This window comes from Vibrio sp. 10N.286.45.E10 (assembly GCF_002874195.2).
GTDB lineage: Bacteria > Pseudomonadota > Gammaproteobacteria > Enterobacterales > Vibrionaceae > Vibrio > Vibrio crassostreae.
The window spans coordinates 1,965,371-1,984,059 of record NZ_MCWD02000001.1; the positions used below are offsets into that span (position 1 = coordinate 1,965,371).

Sequence of the window (18,689 nt, forward strand, 5' to 3'; positions counted from 1 at the left end):
ATAATAACTGTGGCTACAATAGCCTACTTCAATAGGTTAAAGCAAAGCGCTAATGCACAGAATGCTTAAACTAAGTACAACAAATGATGTTATACAAAGCTTAAGTACATGGAAAGGTTCGGGGTAAGGCTTAAAGAAGAGAAAAAGAGTTAGCCTTCAATAACTTTCATTAGCAGTTGACCATCATATAAAGCCTGCTTGATGAGAGCAGCACCTGGCATGGTTGCCTGCTTATAAAAACGAGATTCCACCAGCTCTAAGTCTTTATGGTAAACCGATAGGCTCTGCTCTTCGATGCACTTTTGAATCGCTGGGTATAACACGCTCTTCGCCTGATTGATAACACCACCCACCAAGATTTTCTCTGGGTTGAATAGGTTAATCACAATCGCAATCGCAGAGCCTAGATAACGGCCTAACTGCTCAATCACTTCGACAGCCAATGGATCACCATCAGCAGCGGCAGCGCAGATCTGTTCAATAGTGACGTCTTCAAACACAGTTAGCGTTGATTCTTCACCATTTACCAGTCGCTCTTTGACTTGCTCACGGATTGCCTGAGAACTCGCCACCGTTTCTAAACAGCCTCGGTTACCACAATGACAAAGCTTACCCTCTTTATCGATCTGGATATGACCCAGTTCACCGATATTACCGTGACGCCCTTGCAGAACGCGACCATCGAGAATGATCCCGGCACCTAAACCGTGGTGAATAGAGATAAGAACAGAGTTGTCGTTATCTTGTGAGTTACCAAACAGCTTCTCTGCTAATGCCCATGCTCGGGTATCATTGGCAATAAAAACTGGCAGACCGGTTTCTTTGTAGATCTCCGGCCCTAACGCTAAATTTTCAACGTTGTAGTGCGGCATTTGCAACACAATACCCTGCTCTGAATTCACAAGGCCTGGCAGTGTGATAGCGATACTCGTCACCCTGTCGAGTTGCTCAGCATAGGTTTGGAAGAACTCATCGATTTCATGAAGAAGACGCGCCAGCACATCATCTTGATCACGTTCGTGGATATCAATTTTGGTATCGATAAGCACGTCGCCGCCCAATTCATGGAGCGCGATCGTCAAGTATCCGCGACCAAGACGCATCGACAAAAATTGCCAACCTTCGTTATTGGTTTGTAGACCGACAGCAGGACGTCCACGAGTCGTGGCTTCTTGAACCGTGGTTTCGTGAATAAGGTGAGCTTCAATGAGTTCACGGGTAATTTTAGTAATACTCGCCGGAGCCAACTCACTTTGCTTGGACAGATCGATACGAGAAATAGGACCTTTAAGGTCAATTAGTTTATATACACGACCAGCATTGACCTGTTTGATATGATCAATATGGCCCGGTTGAGCCATGTACATTTTACGCTCCAGAAATCATCAACGAGGTAATTTTTTTACTTTGCGAAGTAATTGTGAAGTCACTTGGTATATCGCCGTGACCAGTATCACGTATATACATGAATCTTTGTGTATCGAGTCAAATTGTTCGAGGAAAATTAACACCCACATCGATAAATCGAGACTTAATTTTCATAAAAAAACATCGCGCTTGAGTGCTAAATACAATAAATATCAGTAAATACAGAAATATCTTCCTAGCTCCCAATAAATTATCAATTAATGCATATACTTAATTCAGTCTTGTAAAAGATTACTTGGTCTCACTCTAGGAGTATTCATGACAGCCGAATTAAGAAAAACGAAAATCGTCACAACGCTAGGCCCTTCAACAGATAAAGGTAACGTGCTTGAAGAAATCATCAAAGCAGGTGCCAATATCGTCCGTATGAACTTCTCTCACGGCACCAGCGACGACCATATACAACGCGCAGAAAAAGTCAGAGCAATAGCAAAAAGACACGGTACTCAAATCGCCATTCTCGGAGACTTACAAGGTCCCAAGATTCGTGTGTCGACATTCAAAGATGGCAAAATCCAACTTGCCGTAGGCGACCTGTTCACTCTCGATAGCAGCCTAGGTTTAGGCGAAGGCAATCAAGAAGCCGTTGGCCTTGATTACAAAGAACTGCCTAACGACGTATCCGCCGGCGATATCTTGTTGCTTGACGATGGTCGTGTTCAACTCAAAGTAACCAAGGTCGAAGGTTGCCGTGTTCACACCGAAGTTATCATTGGCGGCCCACTCTCAAATAACAAAGGCATCAACAAAAAAGGCGGCGGCCTTTCCGCAGAAGCGCTAACAGAAAAAGACAAACGCGACATCGTCACCGCCGCACAAATCAAAGTGGATTACCTAGCGGTGTCTTTCCCTCGTAATGGTGAAGACATGCACTACGCTCGTCAGCTTGCACGAGAAGCCGGCTTAGAAGCTCACCTCGTCGCAAAAGTGGAGCGAGCAGAGACAGTCGCCACTGTTGAGAACATGGATGACATCATAATGGCCTCAGATGTGGTCATGGTGGCTCGTGGTGACCTCGGAGTGGAAATTGGTGACCCTGAGTTGGTCGGTGTACAAAAACAGCTTATACGCCGTGCCAGAGCGCTTAACCGAACGGTGATCACCGCAACTCAAATGATGGAATCAATGATTTCTGCGCCAATGCCCACTCGTGCCGAAGTGATGGACGTTGCCAATGCAGTACTCGATGGCACCGACGCAGTCATGCTTTCCGGTGAAACTGCTGCCGGTGATTACCCAGTCGAAACCGTAAAATCGATGGCAGAAGTGTGTATTGGAGCTGAGAAGATGGCGGGGGTTAACCAATCGAATTACCGTATTGACCGCACCTTTGTTACCGCTGAAGAAACCGTTTCGATGGCGACCATCTACTCTGCGAACCATATGGAAGGCATTAAAGGCGTTGTCACTCTCACCGAGTCAGGCCGCACTGCACTGATGATGTCTCGCCTAAGTGCTGACATGCCTATCTACGCGCTGTCTCGAAACGAAGGAACGCTTAATCGCTGTACCTTGTACCGAGGTGTGACACCTATCTACTTCGAGACAGAAGCCGAAGACAGCTTTGACATTGCACTATCTACACTCACTTGCCTGAAAGAGAAAGGACACCTTAAGTTTGGCGACCTAGTGATCGTCACTCAAGGCGACATTATGGATGTAGCAGGGTCAACCAACTGTATGAGAATCTTGCCTGTCACCTAATATTTGACCTTAAGGCGAAACGATTTGCCTTTCCTCAAAGGCCAAAAAGGGTTATCGAACCAAGTTCAATAACCCTTTTTCATTTCAGAACACGACTCACTGCAACCTGCTTATAGCAGCATAACGAGATCACAGCATGCTAGCTCATCAACTTCGAGAATTACTTGCCCGCAGCAATGGTGGCTAACTGTGGCATATAAGAATTGCGAGCGTTCTCCGTTGAAGTGTAGGTTTCTACAAATCGGTAACCGGCTTTTAAGCCCATTTCGTAATCGTGCAACAGGTCTTCTTTGTCGCTCATTAATGAACTCGATTTTAGCGGCTGACTTGGCGCTATCTGAACCACAAACGCGTCGTCTGGTGGCGAATTCAAAAAATCCTGAGTCAATGAGTAGGTCTGATAATGCACCATCAGCATGTCAGCCAAGCCTGAATCAAACTTATCCCCGATTAAATGACTTAAGCGATAAATATCATCAGCACCAAATAGCCAGCGACCACCATTTAGCAGATCTAAATGCCCACGATCACGCTTCTGCTCTTTTGAGCGCATAATTTGTTGTTGGAAGAAAGAGGTCCAGTCGGTTTTCCACTGTTCCACTTTCTGTTGCCAATGACCTTGAACACTGTCGAAAGATTCGCGGAACCACTCCAGTTCTTCGGCAGAGATTGGTTTAGGCGCTTTGACTGAAGATCCCTTGATTGATGCTTCAACCAAATGGGTATTACCTTCCTCCACCACTGGCTCAGTACGAATCACCACAATAGAACGGGCTTGTCTTCGCCACGCTTCCTGAACCGGGATACACGCCGATACACCACCGTCCACATAAGCACTGTCACCAATAAAGACTTCATCATTGTACAAACGAGGAATGGCGCAGGTCGCAATCATCACCTTGTACCAATCTTCGCCCAATAATGGGAAGTAGTGGTCTCGTAAATCTTTGGAATCCGTTACAGCCGCATAGAAGTGGCGATCGCCTAGCGTTTGTCGCCCTAAATCCAGATCGAGCTTATATGGGTAAGCCATAATTTGTTCTAGCGCCCACTCTAATCCTAGGTTCTTTCTGTGTCGTATATAGGAAAAGAGATTGAAGAACTCTGGTGAGGTTGTGAGGTCGAGAACAAAAGAACGGCCAAGGCCTTTATCGCGGCACAGATAAGCACATAAGTTTAGAGCACCTGCTGAGGTACCAAAAAACTCGTCGAAGGGGTCAAAATTTGAGAGAAGAAAGGCATCCAACACTCCAGAAGTAAAAATACTTCTCTGTCCGCCACCTTGAGCGACCAGTGCTGTTTTTCCAGCAATAAACTTAGCGTAATAATCCAAGTCTATTGCTGTATCAATATTGGTTATAATCCCACTATTCATTATTCCCTGAGTATCAAAACTCAGCCTCGCAATAGATGGTATTAACTACCAATCGCAATAAAGCCAAATGAAAGAATGATCATGTAGATAAACACGGTAATTTGTAGGGCATTTTTCAGATTATGGTCCATAGACACCTCTGGCTTATTATTAATTTGTCGAGTCTCTATTTAAGTACTATCAGGTGTGTGAAGTATCTTCAAGAATCGTCGAAATTAGTCGCACAATATTGATGTAACCATCACAATTAGTATGTGTATGGATAAGGATATACTCATGAATAACAAAGCAAATATGATGGCACTGATTACGCTTCTCTCCGTTTCAAGCGCGTATGCTTCGCCGGAGATCATCATTACACCTATGGTAGGTTATACCGGCGGTGGCAGTGTCGAAGACCAGGACGGTAAAACCTATGACATGAAAGGCTCTGAAAATTACACCTTCGCCATTGAAACGCCACTTGAAAAAGGACGCATCGGCTTCTTCTACTCCAATCAGAGCTCGGAATTAGAAACGCTCAACCTAAGCTCCTCCATCCAATACCTACACCTTCAAAGCAGCATCTACTACCCTGCTTCGCCTGTGTTGTCGGGTTATCTAGGGTTAGGCCTGGGTGCTTCTTACGTCGACGTAGACTGGGCAAAAGATAAGTATGGATTCTCAACTTCTATCTTTGGCGGCTTAGAGTACAAATTTAGCGACCGATTAGCGTTGAACACACAAGTACGTTGGTTAGGCACGGTTGTCGACAACGATACCTCCGGTGTTTGTAACATCCCAAGTAACGGGCAGGAGTGCATCATTCGCTTTGATACCGACTGGATGAACCAATTCCAAGCCAATGTCGGACTGAGTTTTACTTTCTAAGCGGCTCAATGAAGCAAAAATATAAGATCGGCCCAAACGAAAAAACCAGCTAAATGCTGGTTTTTTTCATTATTAAAACGGTTTTAGTTCAGGTTAGAACTTATAGGTAACACCTAAAGCGCCGCCCACTTGCAACTCAACACCTTTATACATGTCGAGTTCAGGGTGAACTTGAGCGTAAGCATTCCAACCTTCGTAGAAATTCACTTTCACGCCTAATGGCAAGCGTAAGCCAAAGTCGTCATTCCATTCAGCCCAAGCACCAGCACCAACGTACCAGCTCAACGGAGCTTCAGTCTCGAACTGACCACGCTTCAAAATGTAATCAAAGGCAGCGCCGTCATTGCCAATCGTAGCACGGTATTTCTGATCAAATTCCACAACGACACTTAGGTCTTGGTCAATGGCAAGTCCAACTTCCAAAGCTGGAGCTTCAGAAGCGTGAGCAAACGAGGCTCCGCTGCAGCACATAAGGCCGATCAAGTAACGATGTTTCATAATATTCTCAGACTGTGTTTAAAAGCGGTAGTTTACTGGAATAATAACGAAAGGTGTCATCGCTGGGTAAAAGATAAAAGACACGAAAAATTTAAGAGCAACCATCAACTGATCGAGTTGAATGATAAGTATCTGAGTTAATGGAGATTAAGCACAATAGATCTTTCATAGAGCAGAAATCGAGTAGGAGGAGGCCTCACGGCCTCCGTCCTCTCACACCACCGTACAAGCGTGGGTCGCATACGGCGGTTCCGAATATATTTTCAGTGACTCATACCCATCTCGCAATGAGTACAGGCCCAACTCCTCGAACCATTTTATTGGCATGGCGTGATTTAACTGCGGCGTTAAGGCCAAGTGCCACCACCCTTTATCTGACATCGCTACCTTCCACGCGTTGCGCTCCGTTACACCTTGTTGTTGTAACCATGTCGCTATGCCGTATCTGCGTTTGCGTTGTTTTAAGCGGTAACATCGTAGCCGTCGCCGTATCCATTCGTCTAAGCGCTGCAAGCTGCTTTTCCGTATGGCGAGTTTGAAGTAGTGTTGCCAACCTCTTAGGTATTGAGTTAATTCCGCTATGACTGCTTGCAACTCTCGCCCTCGGTTTCGCTTCGTTATCTGCCGCACTCGCTTCTTCATTTGAGTTTGTGCTGCCTTCGATAGATGGATTGTTCCATCTATCCCGAAGCGGTGGCTTAAGTAAGTCCGCTCTGTCACTCTTGTCGCACCACTTTTCTCTCGATTTACCGTGAGCTTCAGCTTTTGCTCCAAGAACTCCGTTATCGACTCTTTAACTCGATAAGCGGCTTCTTCACTATGAACGTAGATTTGGCAGTCGTCTGCATATCGACAGAACTTATGCCCTCTGCGCTCTAACTCTTTATCCAGTTCATCTAATACGATATTGGATAGCAACGGGGATAATGGTCCACCCTGTGGTGTCCCTCTTTGTCTCTGTTCAACCATCCCGTTTCGCATTATGCCTGCCTGTAGATATGACCTGATGAGCTTCAACACTCGTTTATCACTGATGTCCTGTGACAGTCTGTACATCAGTCTATCGTGATTCACTGTGTCGAAGTATTTCGCTAGGTCGATATCTACAACATAACCTCGACCTTCTCGGATGTAATGACTGGCTGCCGTTAATGCATGGTGCGCACTGCGGTTTGGTCTAAATCCGTAACTGCTATTGGAGAACTTGGGGTCATAGATATCTGACAGTACTGAGGTCATTGCCTGTTGGACAACTCTATCAAGCACGGTTGGGATACCTAGTTGCCTTACGCCACCACTAGGTTTAGGGATTTCTACACCAAGTACCGGTTGAGGTTGGTAGCTTCCTTCCAGAAGACTCTGGCGAAGCGCTTGCCCATTTGAAGCCTGTCGAAGTGTTGAGATAGTCGCATCTATGTCGAGTTTGTCGACACCTGCACATCCTTTGTTCTTCTTCACTCTTCGTAGAGCTTGATTCAAGTTGGTTGAAGAGCAGATTTGCTCCATCAACGACGTTGAGATCACCAAGACTCGTCCTCCTGTTTACGCCAATCATGCTTGTCATTCTTCATCACCATGAGCTTTACTTGCTGTATCGCCCATTGGGACGTAGAGATGGTTTTCATCTTGCTATGACCCCACATGATTGAGTGTCTAGTGACTGCTTCTTGATATATTCAGTTCGGGCCTTCCCTTAAGTTGTACTTCCTTAAGGTACTATGCCTTCTGCTGACTTCTTATTGCTCGTCATACCGCATCGCTGCTGTATTAGTCTCTATCGAGACAAGTAATAAGATCTCCCGAGGTAAGACGTTGCTCTTTCCCTTGGCCGTGCCTGATTTATCACTACACACTTCCCGTCGAGGCATCGGGCTATTCTATCTATTGCTAGGTTGCCCAAGTTGTAATGACCTACTATCAGATTTCTGTTCGTCACAACCAAGTTTTGCCATTTGCTTCCTTCAGATTTCACCTCACGGTGAACACCCTTGCATAGGCTAACGGTTCTCGCTCGACTGAGCCCGTAGAGGACTTTCACCTCCTAGATCAACGCCATGCTCGGCGCACAACAAAAAAGGAGGCCTTTCGGCCTCCTTTCAATTTATTGAATCAGAGAATTAACCGTTGTTACGGATCCACTCATCCATGTCTGTCTTAAGGTTGTCAGACTTAGTACCGAAGATAGCTTGTACGCCACCAGCAACTACAACAACACCTGCAGCGCCTAGTTTCTTCAGTTTGTCTTGGTCAACAACTGCTGTATCAGCAACTGCAACACGTAGACGAGTAATACAAGCGTCAAGACCAGTGATGTTCGCTTTGCCACCGAATGCAGCAACTAGCTCACCAGCAAGTTCAGAACCAGTCGCAACTGACTCTTCTTCAGTCTCGTCTTCACGGCCTGGAGTTTTAAGGTCTAGAGCTTTAATCACAGTGCGGAATACGATGTAGTAAATTGCAGCGTAAGCAATACCACATACAACCATTAGGCCCATCTTAGACGCGTTGCCAGATAGAACTAGGAAGTCGATTAGACCGTGTGAGAAAGATGTACCGTGTACAAAACCTAGAGTGTTCGCAAGAACGTATGCAGAACCAGCTAGTAGAGCGTGGATTGCGTACAGTACTGGAGCAACGAATAGGAAAGAGAATTCGATTGGTTCAGTGATACCCGTTAGGAATGAAGTCAACGCAGCAGAAGCCATGATGCCCATTACTTTAGCGCGGTTTTCAGGCTTAGCTGAGTGTGCAATCGCGATTGCAGCAGCAGGTAGACCGAACATCTTGAACATGTAACCACCAGCTAGCTGACCGAAGCCATTGCCCGCTGCACGAGATGCGTCATCAGCAACTAGGTAACAAGTAAGAACACCGTTTTGAGTTTCGCCAGCAGCGTTTACACAAGTACCAGCTTCAAAGAAGAAAGGTACGTTCCAAACGTGGTGAAGACCAAATGGAATTAGAGAACGCTCAACGATACCGTAGATACCAAACGCCACTTGTGGGTTTTGGTGAGCAGCCCAATCAGAGAACGCAGAGATAGCGCCGCCAACTGGTGGCCATACTACAGATAGTAGGATTGCTAGACCAATCGCAGAGAAACCTGTGATGATTGGCACAGCACGCTTACCAGCGAAGAAGCCAAGGTACTCTGGTAGTTGAATACGGAAGAAACGGTTGAATGCCCAAGCAGCAACACCACCGACTAGGATACCACCTAGTACACCAGTATCGATTTTATCAACGCCCATTACACCAGCCATTACGCCAAGTGTAGCAGTCATGATGCCGTAACCAACGATAGCAGCTAGACCCGCTACACCATCGTTGTTAGTAAAGCCAAGTGCAACACCTACTGCGAACAGTAGTGCCATTTGACCGAATACTGAACCACCAGCTTGTTCCATTAAGTTTGAAACGATTTCTGGAATGAAAGGAAGATCTGCTGCACCGACACCTAGCAAAATACCCGCAACTGGTAAAACTGATACTGGAAGCATCAGAGACTTACCAACTTTCTGCAGGCTAGCAAAAAGGTTCTTAAACATGTTTATGCTCCTGATAAAGATAAAATAATTATAATGGGTTCTAACGGCACACCCCCGTAGCCTATATGTTAGCACCCTGCGAAAATGTAACCATGTATTGCATTATATTTTCTGCCGCTAAATATATATTGATGGGGAACTAACTTTCTAGTCACTTACGAAATTTAGTTTCAAAACACGTCTTGGATCACATGTCAAATCTAGAAATGCAATCCTTTACAAGCATTTAATTGATTGAAATATATAAGTATTTTTCAAGAGTCCTATTATTTTACTGGGTAAATAAAATAGGAGCGAATGTTATTTTTAGTAACAAAATTACAAATGTTATAATTAGCGCTCTCAAGTTCAACATAATTCGTAAACATTAAAAAAAAACGTATTTTTGGTGATCAAAAACACAAAAAGGGAGCTTTCGCTCCCTTTTATTTGTTTACTTAGATTTTTATCGCAAAAAAAGTTTTTGGTAATTTTTGGTCGTTTGTTCGGCAACCTCTTTCATCGACACACCTTTTAATTGCGCAATGTAGGCCGCAACTTCAACGACATATGCAGGCTGATTCTGCTTTCCACGATATGGAATAGGTGCCAAGTATGGAGAATCCGTCTCGATCAGCAACCTGTCTAGCGGTAGGTTTTTAACAACTTCTTTAAGTTCTGTAGCCTGCTTAAAGGTCACAATGCCTGAAATTGAGATATAGAAACCTAGTTCCATTGTTGCTTCTGCGAACGCTTGATCTTCGGTAAAGCAGTGAATCACACCACCACACTTCTCAGCTCCGCCATCACGTAAAATAGCTAATGTGTCTTCACGTGCGTTACGAGTGTGAATGATCAAAGGTTTATTCAGTTCAACGGCCAACTCAACGTGCTGCTTAAATCGTAACTGTTGCAGCTCTGCCGTCTCTGGTTGGTAGTGATAATCTAAACCTGTCTCACCAATCGCCACAACCTTGGGGTTGCTCGCGTATTCACGCATTGTCTCTAGGCTGAAATCACTTTCCACATCGAGAGGGTGAACGCCACAAGAGGCTTTAACGTTATCAAACGGCGAGATCATCTCGAGCATGTTTTCAAACGAATCTAGTGTCACACCGACAGAAAGCAATTGGTTTACGTTAGCAGCCTTCGCCTTGTTAACCACATCTTCTACGCTGGTGTGTAAATCTTGGTAATCCAGTTTGTCTAAATGACAGTGGGAATCTACGAACATGTTTCCTCGCAAGTGGCTATCAGCCAATTCATTATGAGTAGCTCCGTATTGAGCCCAGGGTGTTGCTTTAACTGCTCAATCAATATCAGCAGTTTATTCGATGCTGCATAAGCACTTTGATAAGACATCACCTCACACAGTGCTTTCGCACTCGGAGTGAAAGCCTGATTCGCCAAACCAAAATGCAGCTTCTGTACATCTGACAATAGATGCCAAAGCCAACCAAGTTGAATTAAAGGGTCTTTGCTAAGCTCTGTAGAGAACTTTAGCATGTCAGGTTGAGTGCCTTTTATCACATTTACAAAGCCATCGAGCGCTTTTGTTGAAGCTTCCACGCCACCTTGCTCAAACATCGCTTTTGCTTTTAAAGGCGCGTTGTCATTGAGTGCTAAAATGTACTGCGGTACTGCTTTGCCCACTTCTCCATCTAACCACGCAGATGCTGTCTCCAACTGCGGGCTAACCACATTGAATTGCTGACAACGGCTAATAATCGTCGGCATTAAGCGATTGCTGTTGCGAGTAGACAGAATGAAGATGCACTTGCTTGATGGCTCTTCCAGAGTTTTCAGTAATGCGTTGGAAGCCGATTCGTTCATTGCTTCAGCAGGGTTGAGCAAGATAACGCGCAAACCACCTAACTGAGAAGACTCTTGAGCCCAGCGGTTACTGGCACGCACTTGATCAACCGTGATCGACTTACCTTCTTTCTCTGGTGAGATCACATGAAAGTCAGGATGACTGCCCGACTTCATTAACTCACAGCTGTGGCAAAACCCGCACGACTCGCTTTCATAGTTCGTGCACATCAATGCGTCGGTAAGTTGGCTAATCAACGCATCAACGCCGAGCCCTTCCGGTGCATTAACAATCACAGAGTTAGGAAAACGCTCCGCATCGAGACTTTTTTTCCACTCACTCCATACCGGTGTGAGCCAAGAATACACTTCAGCCATGACTACCTACTGTTTGTCGAGCCAAGCAGTTAGCGCGACTTTAATATCAGCGGCTACTTGCTCAATTTCTTGCTGCGCGTTAATCACAAGTACAGAATCATCTTGTTCTGCAATTTCTAGATAGCGCTCACGCGTGCGGTCGAAAAATGAGATGTCCATCTTTTCAATTCTATCAAGCTCACCACGGCCTCTAGCACGTTCTAGCCCTACTCTAGGGTCTAGGTCCAAATATAGCGTTAGATCGGGTTTAAAGCCGCCTAGCGTGGTTGCTTTCAGTGATTCCATAGTAGTGCGTGCGATCTGGCGACCACCACCTTGGTATGCCTGTGAAGACATATCATGACGATCACCCAATACCCATTGACCACTGTCTAGTGCAGGCTTGATAACGTTTTCTACTAATTGAACACGTGCTGCGTACATCAGCAGCAACTCAGTCATGTCTTGAAGCTTCTCGCCTGCGTGCTCTTCTTTAACCAATGAACGCATCTTTTCAGCTAAGACAGTACCACCCGGCTCGCGAGTATTAACAATATCCTCAACACCCGATGCTTTTAATGTCTCAACGATGGCATTGATCGCTGTACTTTTGCCTGCGCCTTCAAGGCCTTCAACCACGATAAATTTCGACTGATTCATAATTATTTCTTTATCTGTTTTTTCTTAATTGTTTTAAGTAAGCTCGTACTGCACGGTTGTGCTCAGCCAAACTCTTTGAAAATACGTGCCCACCTGTTCCACTCGCGACAAAATAGAGATAGTTGCTCTTTTCTGGATTCAGAGCCGCATTAATTGACGCTCGACCTGCCATGGCAATCGGCGTTGGTGGCAAGCCACTCATTGTATAGGTGTTGTATGGCGTTGGCGTGCGTAAGTCTTTTTTACGGATATTGCCATCGTAGCTGTCACCCATGCCGTAGATAACCGTTGGGTCAGTTTGCAATCGCATACGCTTGTTCAGACGGTTAACAAATACAGAAGAGACACGCTCACGTTCTGACGCAACAGCGGTCTCTTTCTCAATGATAGACGCAAGAATTAACGCTTCGTATGGCGATTTAAGAGGAAGCTTATCCGCTCGATTTTCCCACTCTTCATTCACCACGCTCACTAGGTCGCGATGCGCGCGCTTCAACAAATCTAAATCAGTGGTGCCGTAGGTGTAATGATACGTTTCTGCTAAGAAAAGACCTTCTAGCTTCTCGTTTTCAATACCCAACTTTTCAGCGATCTCTTTTTCAGAAACGCCGTCCAACGTCTGTTGAATGAATTCGTTGTCTTTTAGCTGGACAAGCCATTCATCAAAGCGACTGCCTTCAACGAAGGTAATAGTGAATTGGTGCTCTTTGCCCTCAACAAGCACTTGTAGTGCCTGCTCTAATGTTAAACCCGGTTCAAGCAGGAAAGTCCCCGCTTTTACGTCTACAAGCTCAGGGTGTAATTTACGAATTAACTTCTCGTAAGGAGAAGCCTCAAAAAGCCCCTCGTTAATCAACTGGGCTAGAACGCGGTTAAAGCTGCTACCTGAAGCAACAGTCACGACTTGTGGTTTTTCTAATTGAATAACTTGTTTCAGGTTATCTTGTGCTTGGTTGTAAACATAAAAACCAGCAGCACCAGCTGCGATTAAGCACAAGATAATAAAAATAAATAACTTTTTGATCACGAGTTTAGTTGTCCTTGAAGGCTACGAGTAACGGTTCCAACGTTAAATTGGGTATCACTAATACGGGTAACTGGGGCAACCCCTAAAATGGAGTTGGTCATGAAAACCTCATCAGCTTGCATGAGTTGAGATAAGCAGTAGTCACTAATTGTAACGGAAAGTTCAGCTTGATTCAGCGCGGTTAACACTTGCTTACGCATAACCCCTGCTACACCACTTTGAGTGAGTTGAGGTGTGTATATCGCCTGACCTTTGCGCCAAAACAGGTTGGCCATTGTGGTTTCAATCACATTGCCTGAAATATCAAGAACCACACCATCCACTTCATTGGTTTGGTCCATTTCGTCTTTCATCAAAATCTGCTCAAGACGATTATTATGCTTATGGCCAGCAAGTAGTGGGCTCAAACCTAGCGCTTGATGGCAAACACCGAGTTCAACACCAGAATCTTGCAACGCTGAATAATGGCTTGGGAAATCAAAAGTACTGATGGTGACCGTAGGTTTAGCGATATTCTTGGTGCTGTAGCCACGCCCACCCGCTCCACGGCTAACGTGCAGCTTAATCCCTGCTTTTTCATTATGAGGTTTGTTTGCGTTATGGAACTTCTTTGAGCCAGAAAGGTTCTTTGTGCCATGAAGAGCGTTATGTTGGATGTGTTGAAGCGCAGTATCGAGCCAAGGACTAACAACATCCCAATCAAGAGCAGAAATGCGTAGCGCTTTCAGGCATTCATCTACACGATGCTGATGATCGTGAAAATGTTGAATCTGGCCACCTTTTACAAGCATGGTTGTAAAACAGCCGTCTCCGTACTGAAATGAGCGATCCAATATATCGACAGTTTGCTGGCTTTCTCCATCAACCCAAAACATGTTTTTCCCCATAAAAAGAAACGGCTCAATGCTAAAGCATCAAGCCGTTTAAAAACAAGTCTAATTGTGACTATCTACGAGTGTTTATGTCTTTAATAAGATGATTAAATCTTTTTGAAGATCAAACAGCCGTTTGTACCACCGAAACCGAATGAGTTACATGCAGCATATTCCATGTTGCTAACTTCACGCGCAGTGTGAGGTACTAAGTCAATATCTAAGCCTTCTTCAGGATCATCTAGGTTGATTGTTGGTGGAACAATTTGGTCAACCAGAGACATAGCCGTGATGATAGCTTCAGCAGAACCTGCAGCACCTAGAAGGTGACCAGTCATTGATTTCGTAGAAGAAACCAATACTTGCTTGCTGCCTGCTTCGCCAAGAGCACGCTTAATGCCCTTAACTTCCGCTACGTCACCCGCAGGAGTCGACGTACCGTGTGCGTTAACATAACCGATTTGTTCACCAGTAATGCCAGCATCACGCATAGCCGCTTCCATCGCTAGTGCGCCACCAGAGCCATCTTCACTTGGAGATGTCATGTGGTAAGCATCACCCGACATACCGAAGCCAACTAGCTCACAGTAAATCTTAGCGCCACGCGCTTTTGCATGTTCGTACTCTTCAAGAACCATCATGCCGGCACCGTCACCAAGAACGAAACCATCACGGCCTTTGTCCCATGGACGAGAAGCTTTTTGAGGCTCATCGTTACGAGTAGACAGTGCTTTAGCCGCACCAAAACCGCCCATACCTAGTGGTGTAGATGCTTTTTCAGCACCACCCGCTAGCATTGCGTCTGCATCGCCGTATGCAATCATACGAGCCGCGTGACCAATGTTATGTAGGCCAGTCGTACATGCAGTAGAAATCGCGATGTTTGGACCGCGTAGGCCACGCATGATAGACATGTGACCAGCAATCATATTCACGATCGTCGACGGTACGAAGAACGGGCTGATCTTACGAGGGCCTTTTTCAGTTAGAGCTTGGTGACCGGCTTCGATCAAACCAAGACCACCAATACCAGAACCGATAGCAACACCCACACGTGGAGCGTTTTCTTCAGTAATAGTTAGGGCTGAATCATCTAAAGCTTGAATACCTGCTGCGACGCCGTACTGGATGAACAAGTCCATCTTACGAGCATCTTTTTTAGTCATATACTCTTCGCAGTTAAAGTCTTTAACTAGACCTGCAAAACGAGTTGAGAAATTGGTTGCATCAAAGTGCTCGATATTAACGATACCACTTTGACCAGCTAGCAGGGCTTTCCAAGAAGATTCTACAGTGTTGCCTACCGGTGACAACATACCCATGCCAGTGACAACTACACGACGCTTGGACACGATTTTACACTCCGGGGATTGAGGTGATTTAAGATGAGGATAGATGAGTTAGATAAAACACAGGCGGTCGAGGTGACCGCCTGGGAGAGATTATTACTGAGCGCTAGTTACGTAATCGATAGCTGCTTGAACAGTAGTAATTTTCTCAGCTTCTTCATCTGGGATTTCAGTGTCGAATTCTTCTTCTAGAGCCATTACTAGCTCAACTGTGTCTAGAGAATCTGCACCTAGGTCATCAACGAAAGAAGCTTCGTTTTTAACTTCAGCTTCGTCTACACCTAGCTGTTCAACAATGATTTTCTTTACGCGTTCTTCGAGGTTGCTCATTTTTTCTTTTCCTTTACAGAGTTCGCTTTATGCGATGTTTTCCGTAGTTTATTCAATCTATTGAAAGTTGCAAGGTCAACTTTTCTGGTCAAACCACAATTTTCACGATTTTAACCGAAATTACGTATGATCTTGACTTAAATCATGCACAAATGTTGCACATAATTTACACCATGTACATACCGCCATTGACGTGAAGTGTTTCACCTGTGATATAAGCTGCCGCAGGTGACGCCAAAAATACCACAGCTTCAGCGATTTCGCGAGGGTCACCTAGTCGACCTGCTGGTACATTCGCCAAAGTTGCTGCACGTTGGTCATCATTTAGCGCTTTAGTCATGTCAGTTTCGATGAAACCAGGAGCTACAGTGTTCACTGTAACGCCACGAGACGCAACTTCACGAGCCATTGATTTAGTAAAACCAATTACGCCAGCTTTTGCAGCTGCGTAGTTAGCTTGACCAGCGTTACCCATAGTACCGACTACAGAACCAACGTTTACGATACGACCTTGACGCTTCTTCATCATGCCACGCAATACAGCTTTAGACATGCGGAAGATAGGCGTTAGGTTAGTGTCGATGATGTCATTCCATTCGTCGTCTTTCATACGCATAAGTAGGTTATCACGAGTGATACCTGCGTTGTTAACTAGAATGTCAATCGCACCGAATTCATCGTTGATGGTTTTCAGTGTAGCAGCAATTGAGTCAGTATCCGTTACATTAAGAGCAAGACCTTTACCGTTCTCACCAAGGTACTCGCTGATTGCAGCAGCGCCGCCTTCAGATGTAGCAGTACCGATAACTTTAGCACCACGCTCAACTAAAAGTTCAGCGATTGCACGACCGATGCCACGGCTTGCGCCTGTAACTAGTGCAACTTTGCCTTCTAAATTCATCATAACTTCTCTATTAAGTGGTTATTACTTAGCAGCTTCTAGTGATGCAGTGTCATTAACTGCAGCAGCTGTCATAGTTTTTACGATTCGTTTTGTTAGGCCAGTAAGAACTTTACCAGGGCCTAATTCAAGTAGCTTCTCGACACCTTGTTCATTCATCGCTTGTACACCTTCAGTCCAACGAACTGGACTGTATAGCTGACGAACAAGTGCGTCTTTAATTTTTTCAGGGTTTGTTTCAGCAATAACATCAACGTTATTGATAACAGGCAGTGCTGGCGTGTTGAACTCTAGAGCTTCTAGAGCCACTGCTAGCTTGTCTGCTGCTGGCTTCATCAGTGCACAGTGAGACGGCACAGAAACAGGTAACGGAAGTGCACGCTTAGCGCCCGCTTCTTTACAAAGCGCACCAGCACGCTCTACTGCTGCTTTGTTACCCGCGATAACAACTTGGCCAGGAGAGTTAAAGTTAACTGGAGACACAACTTCGTCTTGCGCAGCTTCTTCACACGCTTTAGCAATCGCTTCATCGTCTAGACCAATGATTGCGTACATTGCACCAACACCAGCAGGAACCGCTTCTTGCATCAGTTGGCCACGTAGTTCAACCAGCTTGATCGCTTCTTTAAAGTCGATAACGCCCGCACATACGAGTGCAGAGTATTCGCCTAGGCTGTGACCTGCTAAGTTTACAGGTTGCTCTAGACCAAGCTCTTGCCATACACGCCAAATTGCAACAGACGCTGTTAATAGAGCCGGTTGAGTACGAAAAGTTTCATTTAGATTTTCTACTGGACCATCTTGAACCAATGCCCATAGATCGTAACCAAGTGCTTCTGAAGCTTCAGCAAATGTTTGTTTAACAACATCATACTGTTCGCCTAGGTCAGCAAGCATACCGATAGCTTGAGAGCCTTGGCCTGGGAATACGATAGCAAACTTGCTCATTGTAATTATCCTTTAAGCAAAGCAAAAAATTGAATAAGGCACATAAGTTATGTGCCTTGTTTGTTGATTATCGCTTGAGGTTAGAATTTAACTAACGCAGAACCCCAAGTGAAGCCGCCACCAAAGGCTTCAAGAAGAAGCGTTTGACCACGCTTAATTCGCCCGTCGCGAACAGCCTCATCAAGGGCCGTTGGTACGGTAGCTGCTGAAGTGTTGCCGTGCTTATCAAGGGTAATAACTACTTGATCAAGCGACATCGTCAGCTTTTTAGCCGTTGCCGAGATAATACGGTAGTTCGCTTGGTGTGGAACTAACCAATCAAGCTCTGACTTATCCATATTATTCGCAGCTAATGTGTCTTTAACTAGCTTAGAAAGCTGAGTTACCGCCACTTTAAATACTTCGTTGCCCGCCATGTGCAGCCATTTGTCTGCATCACCGCCGCGCTCTGGTACTTCTAGGCTTAGAAGCTCACCGTATTTACCGTCAGAGTAAATGTGAGTAGACAAAATACCTGGCTCTTCGCTTGCGCCTACAACCACCGCGCCTGCTGCATCACCAAATAGGATGATAGTAGAGCGGTCAGTCGGATCACAGGTTTTTGACAGTGCATCCGCACCAATTACCAAAACGTTCTTACACATGCCAGTCTTGATGTGTTGATCAGCAACAGACAGTGCGTAAACAAAACCAGAACACGCTGCAGCCAAATCAAACGCAGGGCAGCCTTTAATACCAAGCTTACCTTGTACCTGACATGCCGAAGACGGGAATGTGTGGCTACTGCTGGTTGTCGCAACGATGATTAAATCAATATCTTCTTTGTCGATACCTGCCATTTCAATGGCATTTTCAGCAGCGTAAAACGCCATATCAGCAACGGTTTCGTTTTCCGCTGAAATACGACGCTCTTTAATACCAGTTCTAGCAACGATCCACTCATCGCTAGTCTCTACCATTTTCTCTAAGTCTGCGTTCGTACGCACCTGAGATGGCAAGTAGCTGCCAGTACCTAAAATTTTGCTATACAT

The 18,689-nt window shown here is 45.3% G+C and carries 18 protein-coding genes; 2 read left to right on the plus strand and 16 right to left on the minus strand.

Translation table 11 applies throughout. From position 1 onward, the window contains the following. Window positions 1–149: 149 nt before the first annotated feature. Window positions 150–1,367 carry an ROK family protein gene (locus BCU34_RS08610; protein WP_102478313.1) on the minus strand — a complete coding sequence of 406 codons (1,218 nt, stop codon included), beginning with the start codon at window positions 1,365–1,367 and terminating at the stop codon, window positions 150–152. 319 nt (window positions 1,368–1,686) lie between these two features. On the opposite strand from BCU34_RS08610, the gene pyk reads away from it, so the two are divergent. Then, window positions 1,687–3,132, plus strand: coding sequence for a pyruvate kinase (gene pyk / locus BCU34_RS08615; protein WP_102478314.1), 1,446 nt, complete (start codon window positions 1,687–1,689; stop codon window positions 3,130–3,132). A 160-nt stretch (window positions 3,133–3,292) separates the two neighbouring features. On the opposite strand, the gene BCU34_RS08620 is transcribed toward pyk, so the two are convergent. Together BCU34_RS08620 and BCU34_RS08625 are read right to left on the minus strand one after the other, a co-directional pair. After that, on the minus strand, window positions 3,293–4,507 hold the full coding sequence (locus tag BCU34_RS08620) for a patatin family protein (RefSeq protein WP_102478315.1): 1,215 nt from the start codon (window positions 4,505–4,507) through the stop codon (window positions 3,293–3,295). 41 nt (window positions 4,508–4,548) lie between these two features. Next, the gene (locus tag BCU34_RS08625; protein ID WP_100214626.1) at window positions 4,549–4,638 is read right to left on the minus strand and encodes a YnhF family membrane protein; all 90 of its coding nucleotides are present in this window, start codon (window positions 4,636–4,638) and stop codon (window positions 4,549–4,551) included. 145 nt (window positions 4,639–4,783) lie between these two features. Here BCU34_RS08625 and BCU34_RS08630 point away from each other — a divergent pair, with 145 nt between their 5' ends. Beyond that, window positions 4,784–5,377, plus strand: a complete 594-nt coding sequence (locus tag BCU34_RS08630) for an outer membrane beta-barrel protein (protein WP_029405328.1) — start codon at window positions 4,784–4,786, stop codon at window positions 5,375–5,377. Window positions 5,378–5,470: 93 nt separating this feature from the next. Here the strand turns inward: BCU34_RS08630 and BCU34_RS08635 are convergent, their stop codons facing one another. From BCU34_RS08635 to BCU34_RS08695, 13 genes are all read right to left on the minus strand, one after another. Next, window positions 5,471–5,875 carry a hypothetical protein gene (locus BCU34_RS08635; RefSeq protein ID WP_017070535.1) on the minus strand — a complete coding sequence of 135 codons (405 nt, stop codon included), beginning with the start codon at window positions 5,873–5,875 and terminating at the stop codon, window positions 5,471–5,473. Window positions 5,876–6,088: 213 nt separating this feature from the next. After that, entirely contained in the window at window positions 6,089–7,381 is a 1,293-nt protein-coding gene (gene ltrA / locus BCU34_RS08640) for a group II intron reverse transcriptase/maturase (protein ID WP_170962452.1), read from the minus strand. A 611-nt stretch (window positions 7,382–7,992) separates the two neighbouring features. Then, entirely contained in the window at window positions 7,993–9,423 is a 1,431-nt protein-coding gene (gene ptsG / locus BCU34_RS08645) for a PTS glucose transporter subunit IIBC (RefSeq protein ID WP_048610590.1), read from the minus strand. A gap of 445 nt (window positions 9,424–9,868) precedes the next feature. Then, window positions 9,869–10,636 carry a TatD family hydrolase gene (locus tag BCU34_RS08650; protein ID WP_102478252.1) on the minus strand — a complete coding sequence of 256 codons (768 nt, stop codon included), beginning with the start codon at window positions 10,634–10,636 and terminating at the stop codon, window positions 9,869–9,871. Beyond that, on the minus strand, window positions 10,627–11,592 hold the full coding sequence (locus BCU34_RS08655; RefSeq protein ID WP_048617894.1) for a DNA polymerase III subunit delta': 966 nt from the start codon (window positions 11,590–11,592) through the stop codon (window positions 10,627–10,629). Before BCU34_RS08655 ends, BCU34_RS08650 begins: the two co-directional genes overlap by 10 nt. A gap of 6 nt (window positions 11,593–11,598) precedes the next feature. Next, window positions 11,599–12,231 carry a dTMP kinase gene (gene tmk / locus BCU34_RS08660; RefSeq protein WP_048659711.1) on the minus strand — a complete coding sequence of 211 codons (633 nt, stop codon included), beginning with the start codon at window positions 12,229–12,231 and terminating at the stop codon, window positions 11,599–11,601. A 10-nt stretch (window positions 12,232–12,241) separates the two neighbouring features. After that, the gene (gene mltG / locus BCU34_RS08665) at window positions 12,242–13,258 is read right to left on the minus strand and encodes an endolytic transglycosylase MltG (protein WP_102478251.1); all 1,017 of its coding nucleotides are present in this window, start codon (window positions 13,256–13,258) and stop codon (window positions 12,242–12,244) included. Next, the gene (pabC, locus tag BCU34_RS08670; protein ID WP_102478250.1) at window positions 13,255–14,133 is read right to left on the minus strand and encodes an aminodeoxychorismate lyase; all 879 of its coding nucleotides are present in this window, start codon (window positions 14,131–14,133) and stop codon (window positions 13,255–13,257) included. The genes mltG and pabC overlap by 4 nt, the downstream gene beginning before the upstream one ends. A 104-nt stretch (window positions 14,134–14,237) precedes the next feature. Then, window positions 14,238–15,482 (minus strand): beta-ketoacyl-ACP synthase II, encoded by a 1,245-nt coding sequence (gene fabF / locus BCU34_RS08675; RefSeq protein WP_019821243.1) that lies wholly within the window; start codon window positions 15,480–15,482, stop codon window positions 14,238–14,240. A gap of 93 nt (window positions 15,483–15,575) precedes the next feature. Then, window positions 15,576–15,809 carry an acyl carrier protein gene (acpP, locus tag BCU34_RS08680; protein ID WP_004737381.1) on the minus strand — a complete coding sequence of 78 codons (234 nt, stop codon included), beginning with the start codon at window positions 15,807–15,809 and terminating at the stop codon, window positions 15,576–15,578. 166 nt (window positions 15,810–15,975) lie between these two features. Further along, window positions 15,976–16,710: a 3-oxoacyl-ACP reductase FabG gene (gene fabG / locus BCU34_RS08685; protein WP_029235138.1), complete on the minus strand. Its 735-nt coding sequence runs from the start codon at window positions 16,708–16,710 to the stop codon at window positions 15,976–15,978. A 24-nt stretch (window positions 16,711–16,734) separates the two neighbouring features. After that, a complete protein-coding gene (gene fabD, locus BCU34_RS08690; RefSeq protein WP_102478249.1) occupies window positions 16,735–17,658 on the minus strand; it encodes an ACP S-malonyltransferase in 924 nt (307 codons plus the stop codon). Window positions 17,659–17,738: 80 nt separating this feature from the next. Then, complete coding sequence (locus BCU34_RS08695; protein ID WP_010437276.1) at window positions 17,739–18,689, minus strand: beta-ketoacyl-ACP synthase III; 951 nt, start codon at window positions 18,687–18,689, stop codon at window positions 17,739–17,741.

What these genes read in the sequence shown, in the direction of transcription:
- BCU34_RS08610 (WP_102478313.1), bottom strand. Translation starts at nt 1,367, where the DNA reads ATGTACATGGCTCAACCGGGCCATATTGATCATATCAAACAGGTCAAT.
- pyk (WP_102478314.1), top strand. Translation starts at nt 1,687, where the DNA reads ATGACAGCCGAATTAAGAAAAACGAAAATCGTCACAACGCTAGGCCCT.
- BCU34_RS08620 (WP_102478315.1), bottom strand. Translation starts at nt 4,507, where the DNA reads ATGAATAGTGGGATTATAACCAATATTGATACAGCAATAGACTTGGAT.
- BCU34_RS08625 (WP_100214626.1), bottom strand. Translation starts at nt 4,638, where the DNA reads ATGGACCATAATCTGAAAAATGCCCTACAAATTACCGTGTTTATCTAC.
- BCU34_RS08630 (WP_029405328.1), top strand. Translation starts at nt 4,784, where the DNA reads ATGAATAACAAAGCAAATATGATGGCACTGATTACGCTTCTCTCCGTT.
- BCU34_RS08635 (WP_017070535.1), bottom strand. Translation starts at nt 5,875, where the DNA reads ATGAAACATCGTTACTTGATCGGCCTTATGTGCTGCAGCGGAGCCTCG.
- ltrA (WP_170962452.1), bottom strand. Translation starts at nt 7,381, where the DNA reads ATGGAGCAAATCTGCTCTTCAACCAACTTGAATCAAGCTCTACGAAGA.
- ptsG (WP_048610590.1), bottom strand. Translation starts at nt 9,423, where the DNA reads ATGTTTAAGAACCTTTTTGCTAGCCTGCAGAAAGTTGGTAAGTCTCTG.
- BCU34_RS08650 (WP_102478252.1), bottom strand. Translation starts at nt 10,636, where the DNA reads ATGTTCGTAGATTCCCACTGTCATTTAGACAAACTGGATTACCAAGAT.
- BCU34_RS08655 (WP_048617894.1), bottom strand. Translation starts at nt 11,592, where the DNA reads ATGGCTGAAGTGTATTCTTGGCTCACACCGGTATGGAGTGAGTGGAAA.
- tmk (WP_048659711.1), bottom strand. Translation starts at nt 12,231, where the DNA reads ATGAATCAGTCGAAATTTATCGTGGTTGAAGGCCTTGAAGGCGCAGGC.
- pabC (WP_102478250.1), bottom strand. Translation starts at nt 14,133, where the DNA reads ATGTTTTGGGTTGATGGAGAAAGCCAGCAAACTGTCGATATATTGGAT.
- acpP (WP_004737381.1), bottom strand. Translation starts at nt 15,809, where the DNA reads ATGAGCAACCTCGAAGAACGCGTAAAGAAAATCATTGTTGAACAGCTA.
- fabG (WP_029235138.1), bottom strand. Translation starts at nt 16,710, where the DNA reads ATGAATTTAGAAGGCAAAGTTGCACTAGTTACAGGCGCAAGCCGTGGC.
- fabD (WP_102478249.1), bottom strand. Translation starts at nt 17,658, where the DNA reads ATGAGCAAGTTTGCTATCGTATTCCCAGGCCAAGGCTCTCAAGCTATC.
- BCU34_RS08695 (WP_010437276.1), bottom strand. Translation starts at nt 18,689, where the DNA reads ATGTATAGCAAAATTTTAGGTACTGGCAGCTACTTGCCATCTCAGGTG.